The organism is Pseudomonas sp. F007 (assembly GCF_057814275.1).
The window spans coordinates 261869-280216 of record NZ_JBVATA010000002.1 but is presented as its reverse complement, the minus strand read 5'-3'; the positions used below and the strand labels follow the sequence as shown (position 1 = coordinate 280216).

Genomic DNA, 18348 nt, shown 5'->3' with positions numbered 1-18348 from the left:
GAGCAGGCTCGCTCCTACAGGGGGCTCGGCGTTTACATCCAGCCGTATTCGGCCATCGACAGTGGATCACCGTCGCCCACGATAAAGTGGTCGAGCACCCGCACGTCGATCAACTCCAGAGCCTCCTGCAAACGCTTGGTCAGCACCCGGTCAGCCTGACTGGCCTCGGTGTGCCCGGAAGGATGGTTGTGGCAGAGGATCAACGCTGCGGCATTGTGGGCCAGGGCGCGCTTGACCACCTGGCGCGGATGCACGCTGGTGTTGTCGATCGAGCCGCGGAACAGCGTCTCGAAGGCCAGCACCCGATGCCGGGTATCCAGGAACAGGCAGCCAAACACCTCATGCGGCTCGTGTCGCAACATGGCCTTGAGGTAGTTGCGCACATCGACCGGGCTCTTGAGCACCGAGTCCAGGCTCAAGCGCTCGGCCAAGTGCCGGCGCGCCATCTCCAGCACCGCCTGCAACTGGGCGAATTTCGCCGGCCCCAGCCCCAACTGGCTGGCAAACGCCTGCTGGTCCGCCTCGAACAGACTGCGCAGGCTGCCGAATTGCTGCAACAGATGCCGCGCAAGGTCGACGGCACTTTTGCCGGTGACTCCGGTGCGCAGGAATATCGCCAGTAACTCGGCATCAGACAGGCTCGCCGAGCCCTGCTCCAGAAGTTTTTCCCGTGGCCGTTCCGTCGCCGGCCAATGTCGAATGCTCATAGCACCTCCCTGTATGTGGGCGCCGCTGTTCCGTTGCGGTCGCTGTGATATCGTAGCCCATCTTTTTTGCAGGCGATTTCACCCTGGGGAGGGGGTTTCGCCCTGCAGTCATCAACGAAATGAAAGGCAGACCTATGCAGCGGCTGTATCGGAAACGCATCGTTCTGGGCGTCGGCGGCGGCATTGCTGCCTACAAGAGCGCCGAACTGGTTCGCCGCCTGATCGACCAGGGCGCAGAAGTGCGCGTCGTCATGACCCGTGGCGGCAGCGAGTTCATTACTCCGCTGACCATGCAGGCCCTGTCCGGGCACCCGGTGCACCTGGACCTGCTGGACCCGGCAGCCGAAGCCGCGATGGGCCACATCGAACTGGCCAAATGGGCCGACCTGGTGCTGATCGCCCCGGCCACCGCGGACGTGATCGCCCGCCTGGCCCAGGGTATCGCCAACGACCTGCTGACCACCCTGGTGCTGGCCACCGATGCCATCGTCGCCCTGGCGCCCGCCATGAACCAGGCCATGTGGCGCGACCCGGCCACCCAGGCCAATACCCAACTGCTCGAGAGCCGGGGCCTCAAGGTCTTCGGCCCGGCGTCGGGCAGCCAGGCCTGCGGCGACGTGGGCATGGGCCGCATGATGGAAGCCGACGACCTGGCCCAGTGCGCCGCCGATTGCTTCCAGCGCCAGGCGCTGACTGGCCGCCACGTACTGATTACCGCCGGCCCGACCCAGGAAAACATCGACCCGGTACGCTACATCACCAACCACAGCTCCGGAAAAATGGGCTTTGCCCTGGCCGAAGCTGCCGTTGAAGCAGGTGCCCGCGTAACCCTGATCACCGGCCCGGTGCATTTGCCGACGCCGGATCGGGTGACGCGCATCGACGTGGTCAGCGCCCGCGACATGCTCGCGGCCTGTGAAGCGGCGATCCCCTGTGATCTGTTTATTGCTTCCGCCGCAGTAGCTGACTACCGCCCGGAAGTCGTTGCACCACAGAAACTCAAGAAAGACCCTACGACCGGCGACGGCTTTGTCCTGCAAATGGTGCGCAATCCAGACATCCTGGCCACCATTTCCACCCGTCCCGACCGTCCGTTCAGCGTCGGTTTCGCCGCCGAGACCGAACACCTGCTCGATTACGCCGCACGCAAGCTCAAGGACAAAAATCTCGACTTGATCGTCGCCAATGACGTGGCCAACCCCAGCATTGGCTTCAACAGCGAGGAGAACGCTTGCAGCGTGATCGACCGTGAACTGCACGCTACCCTTTTCGCCCAGACCAGCAAGGGCAAGATTGCCCGCCAGCTGATCACCTTTATCGCCGAACGTCTGAACCAGGTTTAACTCGTATGCACGCTTTGCAAGCCAAGATCCTCGACCCACGCATCGGCCGCGAATTCCCGCTGCCCCAGTACGCCACCCCGGGCTCCGCCGGCCTTGACCTGCGGGCCATGCTGGATCAGGACACGGTGATCAAACCGGGTGAAACCCTGCTGATTCCTACCGGCCTGTCGGTGTACATCGGCGATCCAGGCCTGGCAGCGCTGATCCTTCCGCGCTCGGGCCTGGGCCACAAGCACGGGATCGTGCTGGGCAACCTGGTCGGCCTGATCGACTCCGACTACCAGGGCCCGCTGATGGTGTCCTGCTGGAACCGCGGCCAGACCGATTTCACCATGACCGTCGGCGAGCGCCTGGCGCAGCTGGTGCTGGTGCCGGTGGTGCAGGCACATTTCGAGATGGTCGAGGAATTTGTCGAAACCCAGCGTGGGACCGGCGGATTCGGACATTCGGGCACTCAATGATTACACCCGTGCCGATATCGAGCGCACTGCCCGGTTCGGCACTTTGTTTTGCATTTCAGGATGAAACTTTGCACAGACATCATCTGCAGGGTTGAACGACTACCGACTCGGCCAAAGTCGACCGCACAGATGCCAGACCGCAAGGCCTGATACCTGCGCCCCACGAACTCTATGCCGAAAACGTCGTCTTACCCTTCAGTTTGAACCCGTCAACGAGCCCCTCGTCGACCCGTCCGGCAACCTTTGAATTGGAGCTAGCCAGTAATGAGCAACACGACCCGCGTCGCCCCTGCATTTCCCGACAGCATTTTCCGCGCCTACGACATTCGCGGCACGGTGCCGGAATTCCTCAATGCCGAAACGGCCTACTGGCTCGGCCGCGCCATCGGCGCGCAGACGCTGGCGCAGGACGAACCGAACATTTCGGTGGGCCGTGATGGGCGCCTGTCGGGTCCAGAGCTGGTAGAACAACTGATCCAGGGCCTGGCCGACAGCGGCTGCCATGTCAGCGACGTTGGCCTGGTACCGACACCGGCGCTGTACTACGCCGCCAACGTGCTGGCCGGCAAGTCCGGGGTGATGCTCACTGGCAGCCACAACCCGTCGAACTACAACGGTTTCAAGATCGTCATTGCCGGCGACACCCTGGCCAATGAGCAGATCCAGGCGCTGCATGAGCGCCTGAAAAGCAACAATCTGACCAGCGGTCAGGGCAGCGTCACCCGGGTTGAAATTCTCGATCGCTACACCACTGAAGTCGTCCAGGACATCAAGCTCGCCCGTCGCCTGAAAGTCGTGGTCGATTGCGGCAACGGTGCCGCTGGCGTCGTCGCCCCGCAACTGATCGAAGCGCTGAACTGCGAAGTGATTCCGTTGTTCTGCGAAGTCGACGGCAACTTCCCCAACCACCACCCGGATCCGGGCAAGCCAGAGAACCTGGTCGACCTGATTGCCAAGGTCAAGGAAACCAAGGCTGACCTGGGCCTGGCATTCGACGGTGATGGCGACCGCGTCGGCGTGGTGACCAACACCGGCGACATCGTCTTCCCGGACCGCTTGCTGATGCTGTTCGCCAAGGATGTGGTCGCCCGCAACCCGGACGCCGAGATCATCTTCGACGTCAAATGCACCCGCCGCCTGACCCCGCTGATCAAGGAGTACGGTGGCCGTCCATTGATGTGGAAAACCGGTCACTCGTTGATCAAGAAGAAAATGAAACAGTCCGGTGCCTTGCTGGCCGGTGAAATGAGCGGGCACATTTTCTTCAAGGAGCGCTGGTTCGGTTTCGACGACGGCATCTACAGCGCTGCACGGCTGCTGGAAATCCTCAGCCAGGAAAAATCCACCGCGCAGGAACTGTTCGAGACCTTCCCGAACGATATTTCCACGCCGGAAATCAATATCCATGTGACCGAAGAGAGCAAATTCAGCATCATTGATGCACTGCACGATGCGCAGTGGGGCCCAGGCGCCGACCTGACCACCATTGACGGCGTGCGGGTCGATTACGCAAAAGGCTGGGGCCTGGTGCGCGCCTCCAACACCACACCGGTGCTGGTACTGCGCTTCGAGGCCGATGACGAGGCTGAATTGCAGCGCATCAAGGACGTGTTCCATAGCCAGCTGAAACGTGTTGCACCTGATCTCCAACTACCGTTCTGATTCACCCGGAGCCCTGAATGACCCTCGAACGCGAAGCCGCCGCCCACACCGCCCAGGTCCTGTCCGAAGCGTTGCCTTACATCCGACGTTATGTCGGCAAGACCCTGGTGATCAAATACGGCGGCAACGCGATGGAAAGCGAGGAGCTGAAAACCGGCTTTGCCCGCGACATCGTCTTGATGAAAGCCGTGGGCATCAACCCGGTGGTGGTTCACGGCGGCGGCCCGCAGATCGGTGATCTGCTCAAGCGCCTGTCGATCGAAAGCCACTTCGTCGACGGCATGCGCGTGACCGACGCCGCGACCATGGACGTGGTGGAAATGGTCCTCGGCGGCCAGGTGAACAAGAGCATCGTCAACCTGATCAACAGTCACGGTGGCAGCGCCATCGGCCTGACCGGCAAGGACGCCGGACTGATCCGCGCGAAGAAGCTCACGGTCACCCGCCAGACCCCGGAGATGACCCAACCGGAAATCATCGACATCGGTCAGGTAGGCGAAGTGACGGGCATCAACACCGAGCTGCTGAACCTGCTGGTCAAGGGCAACTTCATCCCGGTGATCGCGCCGATCGGCGTAGGGGATAATGGCGAGTCGTACAACATCAACGCCGACCTGGTGGCCGGCAAGGTGGCCGAAGCGCTGAAAGCCGAGAAGCTGATGCTGCTGACCAACATCGCTGGCCTGATGGACAAGTCCGGGCAAGTCCTGACCGGCCTGACCACCCAGCAAGTCGACGAGTTGATCGCCGACGGCACCATCTATGGCGGCATGCTGCCGAAGATCCGTTGCGCACTGGAAGCGGTGCAAGGCGGCGTCGGCAGCTCGCTGATCATCGACGGCCGCGTGCCGAATGCGATCCTGCTGGAAATCTTCACCGACACGGGTGTGGGTACCCTGATCAGCAATCGCAAGCGTCCGTAAGCAACACCGCACACAAAAAGACCCCGCTCAGCCTGGCTGAGCGGGGTCTTTTTGTGTTGGGCGAAAAACCTGTGATCAGACGCCGAACTGCGCTCGGTACGCTTCCACGGCTGGCAAATGCTGCTTGAGCTGCGGATCGTCGGCGAGGAATTCCAGCACCTGGTTCAGCGAAACGATGCTGATCACCGGAATGCCGAAATCGCGCTCCACTTCCTGGATCGCCGACAATTCACCATTGCCGCGTTCCTGGCGGTTCAACGCGATCAACACGCCGGCGGCCTTGGCACCGTCCTGGGAAGCGATGATCTGCATCACCTCGCGGATTGCCGTGCCAGCCGTGATCACGTCGTCGATGATCAGCACCTCACCGGTCAGCGGCGCGCCCACCAGGCTGCCACCTTCACCATGGGCCTTGGCTTCCTTGCGGTTGAAGCACCAAGGCAGGTCACGGTCGTGATGCTCGGCCAGCGCCACGGCCGTCGTTGCCGCCAGGGGAATACCCTTGTAAGCCGGGCCGAAGAGTACGTCGAAGGAAATTCCGCTCTCGGCGATGGCCGCGGCGTAGAAACGCCCCAGCTGCGCCAGCGCCGAACCCGAGTTGAACAGGCCGGCATTGAAGAAGTAAGGACTGGTACGCCCGGACTTCAGGGTGAACTCACCGAAGCGCAAAACGCCGCGATCGATGGCAAAACGAATGAAATCGCGCTGATACGCCTGCATGTAAAAAACCCCAAATACCACGGATTTAGCTAATTAGCTTGACGCCGTGTATCATACACGCACGCGATTTTTGGGGCCATTTATGCGGATCATCAGTGTGAACGTCAATGGTATTCAGGCGGCAGTCGAGCGCGGTTTGCTCAGTTGGCTGCAGGCCCAGAATGCCGACGTCATCTGCTTGCAGGACACCCGCGCCTCCGCCTTTGAACTGGACGATCCAGCCTTCCAACTGGATGGCTACTTCCTTTATGCCTGCGATGCCGAAGTTCCCGCCCAAGGCGGCGTGGCTTTGTATTCGCGGCTGCAACCGAAGGCGGTCATCAGCGGTCTCGGTTTCGAGACGGCAGACCGCTACGGGCGCTACCTGCAAGCCGATTTCGACAAGGTCAGCATCGCGACCTTGCTGCTCCCTTCGGGGCAGAACGGCGATGAAGACTTGAACCAGAAGTTCAAGCTAATGGACGATTTCGCCCGTTATCTGGATAAACAGCGGCGCAAACGGCGCGAGTACATCTACTGTGGCTCGTTGTACGTGGCGCAACAGAAGCTGGATATCAAGAACTGGCGCGATAGCCAGCAATCCCCGGGCTTCCTGGCACCTGAGCGTGCCTGGATGGACGAGATTGTCGGCAACATGGGTTACGTCGACGCGCTGCGCGAAGTCAGCCGTGAAGGCGATCAGTACAGCTGGTGGCCAGACAACGAACAGGCTGAGATGCTCAACCTGGGCTGGCGTTTCGACTATCAGCTGCTAACCCCGGGCCTGCGTCGCTTTGTGCGCAGCGCACGCCTGCCACGTCAGCCGCGGTTCTCGCAACACGCGCCGTTGATCGTGGACTATGACTGGACGCTGACGATCTAAATGATCGGTGACAGACGTTCATAAAAAATGCCCGTATCGCAGGATACGGGCATTTTTTTGCGTTCCAACCAATGGCTTCCCGCGCCCCACACTTCAAGCGGCGGTGAAAAACGGCAACACCAGGTACAACTTGATCACGATGACGTTAACAATGTCGATGAAGAAAGCACCGACCATGGGTACCACCAGGAACGCTATCTGCGAAGGGCCGTAGCGCTGCGTCACCGCTTGCATATTGGCAATGGCCGTTGGCGTGGCACCCAGGCCGAAACCGCAATGTCCCGCCGACAGTACTGCCGCGTCATAATTACTGCCCATGATCCTGAACGTCACAAAGATGGCGAACAGTGCCATGACCAGCGTTTGCGCAGCCAGGATGATAAATATCGGCAATGCCAATGCAGCCAGATCCCAGAGTTTAAGTGACATAAGTGCGATCGCCAGGAACAGCGACAAACTGACATTACCCAGAACGGAAACTTCTCGTTCAAACACCTGATACAGGCCAAGCGCTGATAGCCCATTTCTTAACAGTACGCCGACAAACAATACGCAAACAAAGGTCGGTAATTCAAACGCGGTTCCCAGCAGCAGGCCATTGAGCTGAGTACCCGCCAATAGACTGACCGCAATCAATGCCAGGGTTTCGATAAACGAAAATGGCGTGATTGCCCGCTCCTTGTTTGGCTGCTCAAAGCCTTTTGGACATTGCGGCTTTCCATGGTCAAGGCCAGGGGTCTGGACACGACTGATGAGCAGGCGCGCAACAGGACCACCAATCAAGCCACCCAGCACCAAGCCAAAGGTCGCGGAAGCCATCGCCAGTTCAGAGGCGGAGGCCAGGCCGTACTGTTCACTGAAGGTCGCCCCCCACGCAGCGCCAGTACCATGGCCGCCTGCCAATGTAATCGAGCCGGTCAGAAGGCCCATCAACGGATCGAGCCCCAACGCCGTGGCAAGTCCAATGCCCATGGCGTTTTGCACAACCAGTAGTCCGGTGACCGCCAGCAGGAAGATCCCCACTACCCGGCCACCTTTCTTCAAACTCGCGAAGTCGGCACTCAGGCCAATGGTGGCGAAAAACGCCAGCATCAACGGCGTTTGCAGGGAAGTATCAAATCGAACTTCAATATCAAGTACGCGCAAGATCAAAAGAAACAGAGCGACTACCAGTCCGCCCGCTACAGGTTCAGGAATATTGTAAGTGCGAAGAAATCCGAAACGGGCAACAAGTCCACGCCCCAATAACAGCACTAAAGAGGCGGCGACAAGCGTCCCATAAAAATCGAGCTGAAGCATTTGCAAGTTCTTTATCATTCATTCAGAGGCGAACTGTTTACCTGGACACGCCTCTTGAACAGGTTGATTCGTCTCAACACCGGCTAGCTTTTAATTCAACGACCGTCAATGGCCCGAATATATCGAAATATTTCTGAACGAATATTACGTGGCGCAACTTTATCAATCGTTAAATCTGATTGCCAAGCATTCAAGACATTGCAGCTTGTAACTGGATATTTTATATATCAGCTATATATACGAATGAGTTTTATTTATAGGGCAGCCATCTACTGAAATTGTCAGAAGAATCCAACCCTGGAAAAACAAATGCCCCGATATATCGGGGCATTTGCTTGAGCTGCGGGCTTATTTGATCAACCGCCAGGTAAATGGATACCGATAAGGCACCCCTTCATTGGCTTTGACCCCAGCAATGATCGTCAACACCAGCGCGCCAATGGCCACCAGGCCGAACAGGAAGAAGCCAACCACCACGACCATCAACAGCAGGCAGATGGCCGAGGCGATGGCCACGCTGATCTGGAAATTCAGCGCCTCCTTGCCCTGATCGTCGATGAACGGATGCATTTCCCGCTTCATCTGCCACAGAATCAGCGGCCCGATCAGCGAGCCGAAAGGTACCCAGATCCCCAGCAAGGCCGAGAGATGGCAGAACATCGCCCACTGGCGAACCTGACGGCTCGGCGTGGGCAGCGGCAGTTGCTCATCACTCATGACGCTCTCCTTGCTGGCAACGGATCAATCAGTCCGCCAGTGCGGCTTGTTGCAGGGCGAAGATTTCGCCCATGCCTTTTTTCGCCAGCTCCAGCATCGCGGTCAGCTCTTCAGGCTGGAACGGCGCGCCTTCGGCAGTGCCCTGAACTTCGATGAAACCACCGGTGCTGGTCATCACCACGTTCAGATCGGTCTCGGCAGCCGAGTCTTCGAGGTAGTCGAGATCCAGTACCGGCTCGCCCTGATACATGCCCACCGACACCGCGGCAATCATTTGCTTGAGCGGATCGCCGCCTTTAAGGCCGCCGCGCTTCTTGATCACTTTCAAGGCATCGACCAGGGCCACCATGGCACCGGTGATCGATGCGGTACGGGTACCGCCGTCGGCCTGGATCACGTCGCAGTCGACATACAGGGTCACGTCGCCCAGCTTGGACATGTCCAGCGCAGCGCGCAGGGAGCGGCCGATCAGGCGCTGGATTTCCAGGGTGCGACCGCCTTGCTTGCCGCGGCTCGCCTCACGTTGGTTACGTTCGCCGGTGGCGCGCGGCAGCATGCCGTATTCGGCGGTCAACCAACCCTGGCCCTGGCCCTTGAGGAAACGCGGCACACCATTCTCGACGCTGACGGTGCAGATCACCTTGGTATCACCGAACTCGACCAGTACAGATCCCTCGGCGTGTTTGGTGTAGTTGCGGGTGATGCGGATCGAGCGGAGCTGATCGGCGGCGCGACCACTTGGACGTTTCATAGAGGAACACCTGTACGGAGGACGGAAAACTACCCGGCATTATAGGGCGACCGGGCACGCCTGGGCAGTTCTAAAAAAAACCGGCGACGAGCGAAGGCTCTACGGCGCCCGCCGCGAGGCGCTGGCGCGCTTTGTCACACGCCCGGTTTGGGAGCATCCCTTGCTCTGCGTTACAATCCTGCGCCTTTGCAGCCTGTGGGCTTTAATTCATTCAATCAGGAGCGTCGAACCTCGCGGTTTGGCGCCGACCTGTATCGCGAGGTACCTCCATGGTGCACAGCATGACCGCCTTCGCCCGCGTCGAAAAAGCCGGCAGCCAGGGCACCCTGAGCTGGGAGCTGCGCTCGGTCAACAGCCGCTACCTGGAACCGCACCTGCGCCTGCCGGAGTCGTTCCGCGACCTCGAAGGCAACGTGCGCGAGGCGCTGCGCCAGGCCCTGTCGCGCGGCAAGCTGGAGTGCACGCTGCGCTTCACCGAAGAAAGCACAGGCAAGACGCTGCAGGTCGACCAGGTGCGCGCCGCGCAATTGATTGCCGCCGCCGAAACCGTCGCCAGCCTGATCACCAATCCGGCCGCCCTCAACCCGCTGGAAGTGCTGGCCTGGCCCGGCGTCCTGGTGGGCGATGCAACCGACCCGCAAGCCCTGAATGCCGAAGCGCTGGCGCTGTTCAACCAGGGCCTGAAAGAACTCAAGGCCGGCCGTGAGCGCGAAGGCGCGGAACTGGCGCGCCTGATCAACGAGCGCCTGACTTCGATTGAACAGGACGTCGTGACCCTGCGCGAACTGGTGCCGCAAATGCTCGCCACCCAGCGCCAGAAAGTCCTCGATCGCTTCGCCGACATGCAGGCCGAACTCGATCCGCAGCGCCTCGAGCAGGAAATGGTCATGCTCGCGCAAAAGAGCGACGTCGCCGAAGAACTGGACCGCCTGAGCACCCATATCATTGAAGTGCGCCGCGTGCTCAAGTCCGGCGGCGCTGCTGGCCGACGCCTGGACTTCCTGATGCAGGAACTCAACCGCGAAGCCAACACCCTCGGCTCCAAGGCCTTCGACCCGCGTAGCACCCAGGCGGCGGTCAACCTCAAGGTATTGATCGAGCAAATGCGCGAACAAGTGCAGAACATAGAGTAAGGCTACCCCGACATGACCCACAGCACCGGCACCCTGTACATCATTTCCGCCCCTTCGGGCGCGGGCAAAAGCAGCCTGGTCAAGGCCCTCACCGACGCCGACCAGGAGATCCGCGTCTCCGTCTCCCATACCACCCGCGCCATGCGTCCGGGTGAAGTAAACGGGGTGAACTATCACTTCGTCGAGCGCAGCGAGTTCGTCAAGATGATCGAGCACGGTGACTTCCTGGAGCGCGCCGAAGTCTTCGGCAATCTCTACGGAACGTCGCAAAGCCACCTGCAGCAGACGCTGGACGAAGGCCACGACCTGATCCTGGAGATCGACTGGCAGGGCGCCGAGCAAGTGCGCAAGCTGATGCCGCAGGCGCGCTCGATCTTCATCCTGCCACCGTCCTTGCAGGCGCTGCACCAGCGCCTGACCAACCGCGGCCAGGACAGTGACGAGATCATCGACGGGCGCATGCGCGAAGCCGTCAGCGAGATGAGCCACTATGTCGACTATGACTATCTGATCATCAACGACGATTTTGCCCACGCCCTGCACGACCTGAAGGCGATTTTTCGCGCCAATCAGTTGCACCAGAAACGCCAACAGCAGCGTCACGGCAAATTACTGGCCGAACTGCTGGGCTGAATCAGCACTTCCCAAAACCGCTGCAAGGGCTTTACATTGGCACTTGCAGCGCGTTGAAGGGCTTGGTTAAAAAATCAGCGCTTCCCTAATCGCTGGTGTTTTTTTAAACTGTCGAGTCCGCTCGCCCAACCGGGCAGCGCGCATATTGCATTCGCTCCGAGGAATACCATGGCCCGCGTAACCGTTGAAGACTGCCTAGAACACGTGGAAAACCGCTTTGAGCTGGTCATGCTCTCTACCAAGCGTGCCCGTCAACTGGCCACCGGCGGCAAAGAGCCACTGGTCCAGTGGGAAAACGACAAGCCTACCGTTGTCGCCCTGCGTGAAATCGCCGAAGGCCTGATGAGCTACGAGTTCATCGCCGAGCAGGAAATCGTCCAGGATGAACCGCTCTTCGCTGCATTCGAGGACGAGTCCAACGAGGCCGTCTAAGCCTATGCCTGGTCGACGTAGCACGGCGCGGGAACACAGCCTACGGCAGGAGTCATCATGCCGAGCATAGACGCCCTCGCCGATCGCTTATCGACCTACCTCGGCAATGACCAGGTCAACCTGGTCCGCCGAGCGTATTTCTACGCCGAACAAGCCCACGACGGTCAACGCCGCCGCAGTGGCGAGGCGTATGTCACGCATCCTCTTGCCGTGGCCAATATTCTTGCCGACATGCACATGGACCATCAGAGCCTGATGGCTGCGATGCTGCATGACGTGATCGAAGACACCGGCATCGCCAAGGAAGCGCTACAAGCGCAGTTCGGCGAAACCGTGGCCGAACTGGTCGACGGGGTCAGCAAACTGACCCAGATGAACTTCGAGACCAAGGCCGAAGCGCAGGCCGAAAACTTCCAGAAAATGGCCATGGCCATGGCGCGCGACATTCGCGTAATCCTGGTCAAGCTGGCCGACCGCCTGCACAACATGCGCACCCTGGAAGTGCTGTCCGGTGAAAAACGCCGGCGCATCGCCAAGGAAACCCTGGAAATCTACGCACCCATTGCCAACCGGCTGGGCATGCACGCCATTCGTATAGAATTCGAAGACCTCGGTTTCAAGGCCATGCACCCGATGCGCTCCGCGCGCATCAATCAGGCCGTCAAGCGCGCCCGGGGCAACCGCAAGGAAATCGTCAACAAGATCGAAGAGTCCCTGGGTCATTGCCTGGCGGTTGATGGCATCCAGGGTGAAGTCAGCGGTCGGCAGAAACACCTCTACGGCATCTACAAGAAAATGCGCGGCAAGCGTCGGGCCTTCAACGAGATCATGGACGTCTATGCGTTCCGGATCATCGTCGACAAGGTCGACACCTGCTACCGCGTGCTAGGCGCCGTGCACAACCTGTACAAGCCCCTGCCGGGACGCTTCAAGGATTACATCGCGATCCCCAAGGCCAACGGCTACCAGTCGCTGCACACCACGCTCTTCGGCATGCATGGCGTTCCGATCGAAATCCAGATCCGCACCCGTGAAATGGAAGAAATGGCCAACAACGGCATCGCCGCGCACTGGCTGTACAAGTCCAGTGGCGACGAGCAGCCGAAAGGCACCCACGCCCGCGCCCGCCAGTGGGTCAAGGGCGTACTGGAAATGCAGCAGCGCGCCGGCAACTCGCTGGAATTCATCGAGAGCGTGAAGATCGACCTGTTCCCGGACGAGGTCTACGTGTTCACGCCCAAAGGCCGGATCATGGAGCTGCCCAAAGGCTCCACGGCGGTCGACTTTGCCTATGCGGTGCACACCGACGTCGGCAACAGCTGCATCGCCTGCCGGATCAACCGCCGTCTCGCACCACTGTCCGAACCGCTGCAAAGCGGCTCCACCGTCGAGATCGTCAGCGCACCCGGCGCACGCCCGAACCCGGCCTGGCTCAACTTTGTGGTCACCGGCAAGGCCCGTACGCATATTCGCCACGCCCTGAAACTGCAGCGTCGTTCCGAGTCCATCAGCCTCGGCGAACGCCTGCTGAACAAGGTCCTCAACGGTTTCGACAGCTCGCTGGAGCAAATCCCGGCCGAGCGCGTCAAGGCGATGCTCGCCGAGTACCGCCTGGAGCTGATCGAAGATCTGCTGGAAGACATCGGCCTGGGCAATCGCATGGCCTACGTCGTGGCGCGCCGCCTGCTGGGCGAGGGCGAACAGCTGCCCAGCCCCGAAGGTCCGTTGGCAATTCGCGGCACCGAAGGCCTGGTGCTCAGTTACGCCAAGTGCTGTACGCCGATTCCGGGCGACCCGATCGTCGGCCATCTGTCCGCCGGCAAAGGCATGGTCGTGCACCTCGACAACTGCCGCAATATCAGCGAAATCCGCCACAACCCGGAAAAATGCATCCAGCTCTCGTGGGCCAAGGATGTCACCGGCGAATTCAATGTCGAGTTGCGCGTCGAGCTGGAACACCAGCGCGGGTTGATCGCGCTGCTGGCCAGCAGCGTCAACGCCGCCGACGGCAACATCGAGAAAATCAGCATGGACGAGCGCGATGGTCGCATCAGCGTGGTTCAACTGGTGGTCAGCGTGCACGACCGCGTACACCTGGCCCGCGTGATCAAGAAACTGCGCGCCCTGACCGGGGTGATCCGTATCACCCGCATGCGTGCCTAAGCCATTTATTACAAGGAGTCATACATGACCAAGACCGTTATCACCAGCGACAAGGCCCCGGCTGCCATCGGCACCTACTCCCAGGCAATCAAGGCTGGCAACACTGTCTACATGTCCGGTCAGATCCCGCTCGATCCAAAAACCATGGAACTGGTCGAGGGCTTCGAAGCCCAGACCGTCCAGGTATTCGAGAACCTCAAGGCGGTTGCCGAAGCCGCTGGCGGCTCGTTCAAGGACATCGTCAAGCTGAACATCTTCCTCACCGACCTGAGCCACTTCGCCAAGGTCAACGAGATCATGGGCAAGTACTTCGACCAGCCTTACCCTGCTCGCGCCGCCATCGGCGTAGCTGCCCTGCCGAAGGGCTCCCAGGTTGAAATGGACGCCATTCTGGTCATCGAGTAACACGCCCGGCGCATCCCCCAGCGGTTGCGCCAGCTCCGCCCCCAAAGGATTTCCTCATGCGCAAAGCGCTAGCTCTCTCGTTGCTCGCGGTGTTTCTGGGCGGCTGTGCCAGTGACCCTGCAGACCGCGACATCAGCGGCACCTGGATCAACCAGGCGGCAATCGATGCAGCCGCCAAAGGCGTTCCCCTGCGTGAAGCACTGCAAGCCAATGGCCCGAACCTGGAATGGGACGTCAACACCAAGGCCAGCCAGGCGCGCTACACCAATGGCTTTGAAAATGTCGAAGGCAAGGTGTTGGGCGAGCAATCCGGTGCCTGGAAGATCGAGATCTACGGCAGCTCCGGCACCGAATTGAAGCGTGACGGCAAACAACTGCAGCAAGTGGCCAACGACAACGAGCCAGAACAGCTGTTTGACCGCCCCAAGGACGTGGTTCCGGAAGGTGCACCGCTGGGCGCCAGCTTCGAACGCGCGCTGTACGCCGCCTACCTGGGTGGCAGCTGGAAGATCGTTGATGGCCAGGGCCAGGGCAACACCGTGCAGTTCCAGGCCGACGGCGCTGTCCAGGGCTTGCCTGGTGCCGATCGTTACGCCCTGTGCCTGGCGGGCGACTGCGCCTCGATGAGCGGCGGCAACGACACCATCTGGCTGCAACTCAATGGCCAGGGCAACCCATGGATCTTTAGCCGCAAGGGCAACGACCTGGAAATCTTCCAGGCCGTGAACCGGGCGCAGGCCGACGAAGTACCGTCGTTCGCCCCGGGCAATCGCCAATGGACACTGGAAAAACAGTGATCCTCGCCGTGGCAGGAGCGAGCCTACTCGCTCCTGCCACTCACTGCGGCTGACCGGCCAATATCGCCGCATAACCCTCGCGAAAGCTCGGATACCTGGGCTGCCAACCCAGCGCCTTGATCCGTGCGTTGCTGCAGCGCTTGCTGCCGGTACGGCGCACGCTGGCATCTTCCGCCCATTCGGTCACGCCCAGATACTCGCGTAGCCAGGCCACCACCTCTGCCAGGGGCGCCGGCGCATCGTCGACGCCGATGTAGCACGCTTGTAGTGCAACGCCCTGCCGATCAGCATTGAGTAGAAATGCCAGCAAGCCGGCCGCGTCATCGGCATGAATACGATTGCCATACAACGGCGGGTCGACCGCCACTCGATAACCTCGACGCACCTGGGTCAGCAACCATTCGCGACCTGGGCCGTAAATACCGGTCAAGCGCACCACGCTGGCCGGAATCCCGCTGTCGAGCGCCACTTGCTCGGCTTCGCGCATGATGCGCCCGGAGTACGCCGACGGCTGCGCCGGCGAAGTCTCGTCGACCCAGGACCCATCCTTTTGCTCGTAGACACTGCTACTTGAGACGAACAGCAAGCGCTCCGGCACCTGGCCATAATCTCCGAGCCAGCCCAACACATGGCGCAGCCCCTGGACATAGGCCGCGTGGTAGCCGGCCTCATCGTGATCGGTGGCGGCCGCGCAATACACCAGGTAATCCACCGCCCCCACGGGCCAGGTTGCTGGACAGTCCTCGCTGAACAGATCACCAGCAACGCCGATCACCCCAGCCGGCAACCGCGCAATGTTGCGGCGCAAACCATAAACCTGCCAGCCTTTTGCCAGCATTTGCTCGGCCAAACGGCTGCCGACATCGCCGCAACCGGCGATCAAAACAGTAGGCGCGGACATCGAAAATCCCCTCAAACAAAGGCACAGACTAGCGCCGGCAATAGACGAGCGGCTAGTAATGGAAGAAAAAAAGAGACGCTATTACTTCTGTTAACAAGAATTAATTGCAATAATGCCCGCCACTTTGTTCTCGGCCCCACGAGGCCTGGAAGGACATTAACCCTCTTTTTCTCTCAGGTCCGGCCAGCATGACACGCAATCCACTCTCCGCTTCGCCTACCACGCCCGCTCGTCCACTTCGCGCCTTGAGCGCTGCGGCCGCGCTGCTGTTCAGCCTGCTGCTGGCGCCAACCGCTGCCTTTGCCGACGAGACGACCACGGCTGCCACACCCGCAGCAGCCACCGCGCCGGCTGCTGCCGACGCTGCTCATGGCACTGCTGACCATGGCACACCAGCCGTGACACCGGTAAGCACCGATCCGGTCCAGGCCATCGACAGCGTTGACGCCGACCAGCCGGAAGTCCTCGAAGCCGACAACACCCTGGGCATGGCCCATGACCTGTCGCCGTGGGGCATGTACCAGAACGCTGACATCATCGTGAAAATCGTGATGATCGGCCTGGCGATCGCCTCGATCATCACCTGGACCATCTGGATTGCCAAAGGCTTCGAGCTGATGGCTGCCAAGCGCCGCCTGCGTACCGAGATCGCGCACCTGAAGAAGGCCACCACCCTCAAGGAAGCCAGCGCTACCGCAACCAAGCCTGGCACCCTGGCCAACCTGCTGGTTCACGACGCCCTGGAAGAAATGCGCCTGTCGGCCAACAGCCGCGAGAAAGAAGGCATCAAGGAACGCGTCAGCTTCCGTCTGGAGCGCCTGGTCGCTGCCTGCGGCCGCAACATGAGCAGCGGCACCGGCGTGCTGGCGACCATCGGTTCCACCGCGCCGTTTGTCGGCCTGTTCGGTACCGTGTGGGGCATCATGAACAGCTTCATCGGTATTGCCAAAACCCAGACCACCAACCTCGCCGTCGTTGCCCCCGGCATCGCCGAAGCGCTGCTGGCTACCGCACTGGGCCTGGTCGCGGCGATCCCTGCCGTGGTCATCTACAACGTCTTCGCACGCTCCATCGCCGGCTACAAGGCCCAGGTTTCCGACGCTTCGGCCGAAGTCCTGCTGCTGGTCAGCCGTGACCTCGACCACCAGCCAGGCGAGCGTTCCGCGCAACCGCACATGGTTAAAGTAGGGTAAGCGACCATGGGCCTGCATTTGAAGGAAGGCGCGAGCGACGACCTCGCCGAGAACCACGAAATCAACGTCACGCCGTTCATCGACGTGATGCTGGTGCTGTTGATCATCTTCATGGTGGCCGCCCCGTTGGCCACTGTCGACATCAAGGTTGACCTGCCCGCCTCGACCGCCAAGCCGGCGCCGCGGCCGGAGAAACCGGTGTTCCTCAGCGTCAAGGCCGACCAGCGCCTGTACCTGGGCGAAGACGAGGTCAAGGCCGAGAGCCTCGGCGCGACCCTGGATGCACGCACTCAGGGCAAGAAAGACACCACCATCTTCTTCCAGGCCGATAAAGGCGTGGACTACGGCGACCTGATGCACGTAATGGATGCCCTGCGGGCAGCCGGTTACCTGAAAGTCGGCCTGGTCGGACTCGAGACGGCAGCCAAAAAATGATCACGACGCGCCAAAAGCTGACGCGTTACAGCGCTAGCCTGGCGGTGGTGCTGGGCGTCCACGCGGTCGCGGTAATCCTCGCGCTCAACTGGAAGTCCTCACCCCCGGTCACGCTGCCGCCGATGGCGATGCTGGTCGAACTGGCGCCGGTCCCGGCCCCGCCACAACCGGCTCCCCCCAAGGTTGTAACGCCGCCTCAACCCCCGGCTCCGGTCGAAGAACTGCCGTTGCCCAAGCTGGCCGAAGCGCCCAAGCCGACCATTTCGGTGCCCAAGCCGAAACCCAAGCCCAAGCCCAAGCCGCAGCCGCCCAAACCGGTGGAGAAAAAGCCCGAGACGCCGAAGGAAAAACCTTCCGACACACCGCCGTCCGAAGCCCAGCCAAGCACTGCGCCGCCCGCCAAATCGGCTCAGCCCAATCCGGGGCCGACCGCTGCGCAGAACGCGGCCAAGGCCAGCTGGCAAGGCACCTTGCTGGCGCACCTGCAGAAGTACAAGAAATACCCGCCAGGCGCCCAGGCGCGCGGCAAGGAAGGCTTGAACCGCTTGCGTTTCGTGGTGGATGCCGAAGGCAAGGTGTTGTCCTTTGAGCTGGTAGGACGCTCCGGCAATGCCGATCTGGACCGCGCCACTCTGGAAATGATCCGCCGCGCCCAGCCGCTGCCCAAGCCTCCGGCCGACATGCTGACCAACGGCTCGATCGAAATCGTTGCGCCGTTCGTGTATTCGCTGGAGAAAAAACGCCGATAAGCCGGCGGAGTTGTTCACAAGGCACCGAAAGGTGCCTTGTGCATTTCTGGCAACGACAAAGC

General features: G+C 60.8%; 19 protein-coding genes and 1 pseudogene. 14 read left to right on the top strand and 6 right to left on the bottom strand.

Annotation, left to right across the window (positions count from 1 at the left end):
- Positions 1-32 precede the first annotated feature (32 nt).
- Positions 33-707 carry a RadC family protein gene (gene radC, locus ACZYR5_RS05430; RefSeq protein ID WP_489088842.1) on the bottom strand — a complete coding sequence of 225 codons (675 nt, stop codon included), beginning with the start codon at positions 705-707 and terminating at the stop codon, positions 33-35.
- 134 nt (positions 708-841) lie between these two features.
- Between radC and coaBC the strand changes: the two genes are divergently transcribed.
- The 4 genes and pseudogenes from coaBC to argB all read left to right on the top strand — a co-directional run bounded on the left by coaBC (position 842) and on the right by argB (position 5096).
- Positions 842-2050, top strand: coding sequence for a bifunctional phosphopantothenoylcysteine decarboxylase/phosphopantothenate--cysteine ligase CoaBC (gene coaBC, locus ACZYR5_RS05425; protein ID WP_489088843.1), 1209 nt, complete (start codon positions 842-844; stop codon positions 2048-2050).
- Positions 2051-2055: 5 nt separating this feature from the next.
- On the top strand, positions 2056-2511 hold the full coding sequence (gene dut / locus ACZYR5_RS05420) for a dUTP diphosphatase (protein ID WP_489088844.1): 456 nt from the start codon (positions 2056-2058) through the stop codon (positions 2509-2511).
- A 258-nt stretch (positions 2512-2769) separates the two neighbouring features.
- Positions 2770-4173: pseudogene (locus tag ACZYR5_RS05415) on the top strand (phosphomannomutase/phosphoglucomutase); the annotation flags it as partial.
- 17 nt (positions 4174-4190) lie between these two features.
- Positions 4191-5096 carry an acetylglutamate kinase gene (gene argB / locus ACZYR5_RS05410; RefSeq protein WP_027616816.1) on the top strand — a complete coding sequence of 302 codons (906 nt, stop codon included), beginning with the start codon at positions 4191-4193 and terminating at the stop codon, positions 5094-5096.
- 75 nt (positions 5097-5171) lie between these two features.
- Here argB and pyrE read toward each other — a convergent pair whose 3' ends face one another.
- On the bottom strand, positions 5172-5816 hold the full coding sequence (gene pyrE / locus ACZYR5_RS05405) for an orotate phosphoribosyltransferase (protein ID WP_027616815.1): 645 nt from the start codon (positions 5814-5816) through the stop codon (positions 5172-5174).
- An 82-nt stretch (positions 5817-5898) separates the two neighbouring features.
- Here pyrE and crc point away from each other — a divergent pair, with 82 nt between their 5' ends.
- Positions 5899-6678 (top strand): catabolite repression control protein Crc, encoded by a 780-nt coding sequence (gene crc, locus ACZYR5_RS05400; RefSeq protein ID WP_003176915.1) that lies wholly within the window; start codon positions 5899-5901, stop codon positions 6676-6678.
- Positions 6679-6771: 93 nt separating this feature from the next.
- On the opposite strand, the gene gltS is transcribed toward crc, so the two are convergent.
- The 3 genes from gltS to rph form a co-directional block, all read right to left on the bottom strand.
- Entirely contained in the window at positions 6772-7977 is a 1206-nt protein-coding gene (gene gltS / locus ACZYR5_RS05395; RefSeq protein WP_489088845.1) for a sodium/glutamate symporter, read from the bottom strand.
- A 348-nt stretch (positions 7978-8325) separates the two neighbouring features.
- Positions 8326-8694 (bottom strand): DUF4870 domain-containing protein, encoded by a 369-nt coding sequence (locus tag ACZYR5_RS05390; protein ID WP_489088846.1) that lies wholly within the window; start codon positions 8692-8694, stop codon positions 8326-8328.
- A 28-nt stretch (positions 8695-8722) separates the two neighbouring features.
- A complete protein-coding gene (gene rph, locus ACZYR5_RS05385) occupies positions 8723-9445 on the bottom strand; it encodes a ribonuclease PH (protein WP_489088847.1) in 723 nt (240 codons plus the stop codon).
- A gap of 269 nt (positions 9446-9714) precedes the next feature.
- On the opposite strand from rph, the gene ACZYR5_RS05380 reads away from it, so the two are divergent.
- The 6 genes from ACZYR5_RS05380 to ACZYR5_RS05355 all read left to right on the top strand — a co-directional run bounded on the left by ACZYR5_RS05380 (position 9715) and on the right by ACZYR5_RS05355 (position 15008).
- The gene (locus tag ACZYR5_RS05380) at positions 9715-10578 is read left to right on the top strand and encodes a YicC/YloC family endoribonuclease (protein WP_489088848.1); all 864 of its coding nucleotides are present in this window, start codon (positions 9715-9717) and stop codon (positions 10576-10578) included.
- A gap of 12 nt (positions 10579-10590) precedes the next feature.
- Complete coding sequence (gene gmk, locus ACZYR5_RS05375) at positions 10591-11211, top strand: guanylate kinase (RefSeq protein ID WP_027616810.1); 621 nt, start codon at positions 10591-10593, stop codon at positions 11209-11211.
- 168 nt (positions 11212-11379) lie between these two features.
- On the top strand, positions 11380-11643 hold the full coding sequence (gene rpoZ / locus ACZYR5_RS05370; RefSeq protein WP_008030604.1) for a DNA-directed RNA polymerase subunit omega: 264 nt from the start codon (positions 11380-11382) through the stop codon (positions 11641-11643).
- 57 nt (positions 11644-11700) lie between these two features.
- Positions 11701-13806, top strand: coding sequence for a bifunctional GTP diphosphokinase/guanosine-3',5'-bis pyrophosphate 3'-pyrophosphohydrolase (spoT, locus tag ACZYR5_RS05365; protein WP_489088849.1), 2106 nt, complete (start codon positions 11701-11703; stop codon positions 13804-13806).
- 24 nt (positions 13807-13830) lie between these two features.
- Positions 13831-14211, top strand: a complete 381-nt coding sequence (locus ACZYR5_RS05360) for a RidA family protein (protein ID WP_003229509.1) — start codon at positions 13831-13833, stop codon at positions 14209-14211.
- A gap of 56 nt (positions 14212-14267) precedes the next feature.
- Complete coding sequence (locus ACZYR5_RS05355) at positions 14268-15008, top strand: hypothetical protein (RefSeq protein ID WP_489088850.1); 741 nt, start codon at positions 14268-14270, stop codon at positions 15006-15008.
- A 40-nt stretch (positions 15009-15048) separates the two neighbouring features.
- Here the strand turns inward: ACZYR5_RS05355 and ACZYR5_RS05350 are convergent, their stop codons facing one another.
- Complete coding sequence (locus ACZYR5_RS05350; RefSeq protein WP_489088851.1) at positions 15049-15909, bottom strand: SDR family oxidoreductase; 861 nt, start codon at positions 15907-15909, stop codon at positions 15049-15051.
- Between the two features lie 188 nt (positions 15910-16097).
- Between ACZYR5_RS05350 and exbB the strand changes: the two genes are divergently transcribed.
- Genes exbB through ACZYR5_RS05335 form a run of 3 tightly spaced genes read left to right on the top strand, consistent with a single transcriptional unit; the run spans position 16098 to position 18286 of the window.
- Positions 16098-17102: a tonB-system energizer ExbB gene (exbB, locus tag ACZYR5_RS05345; protein WP_489088852.1), complete on the top strand. Its 1005-nt coding sequence runs from the start codon at positions 16098-16100 to the stop codon at positions 17100-17102.
- A gap of 6 nt (positions 17103-17108) precedes the next feature.
- Entirely contained in the window at positions 17109-17537 is a 429-nt protein-coding gene (exbD, locus tag ACZYR5_RS05340; RefSeq protein ID WP_027616805.1) for a TonB system transport protein ExbD, read from the top strand.
- On the top strand, positions 17534-18286 hold the full coding sequence (locus ACZYR5_RS05335; RefSeq protein WP_489088853.1) for a TonB family protein: 753 nt from the start codon (positions 17534-17536) through the stop codon (positions 18284-18286). The genes exbD and ACZYR5_RS05335 overlap by 4 nt, the downstream gene beginning before the upstream one ends.
- Positions 18287-18348: the final 62 nt, after the last annotated feature.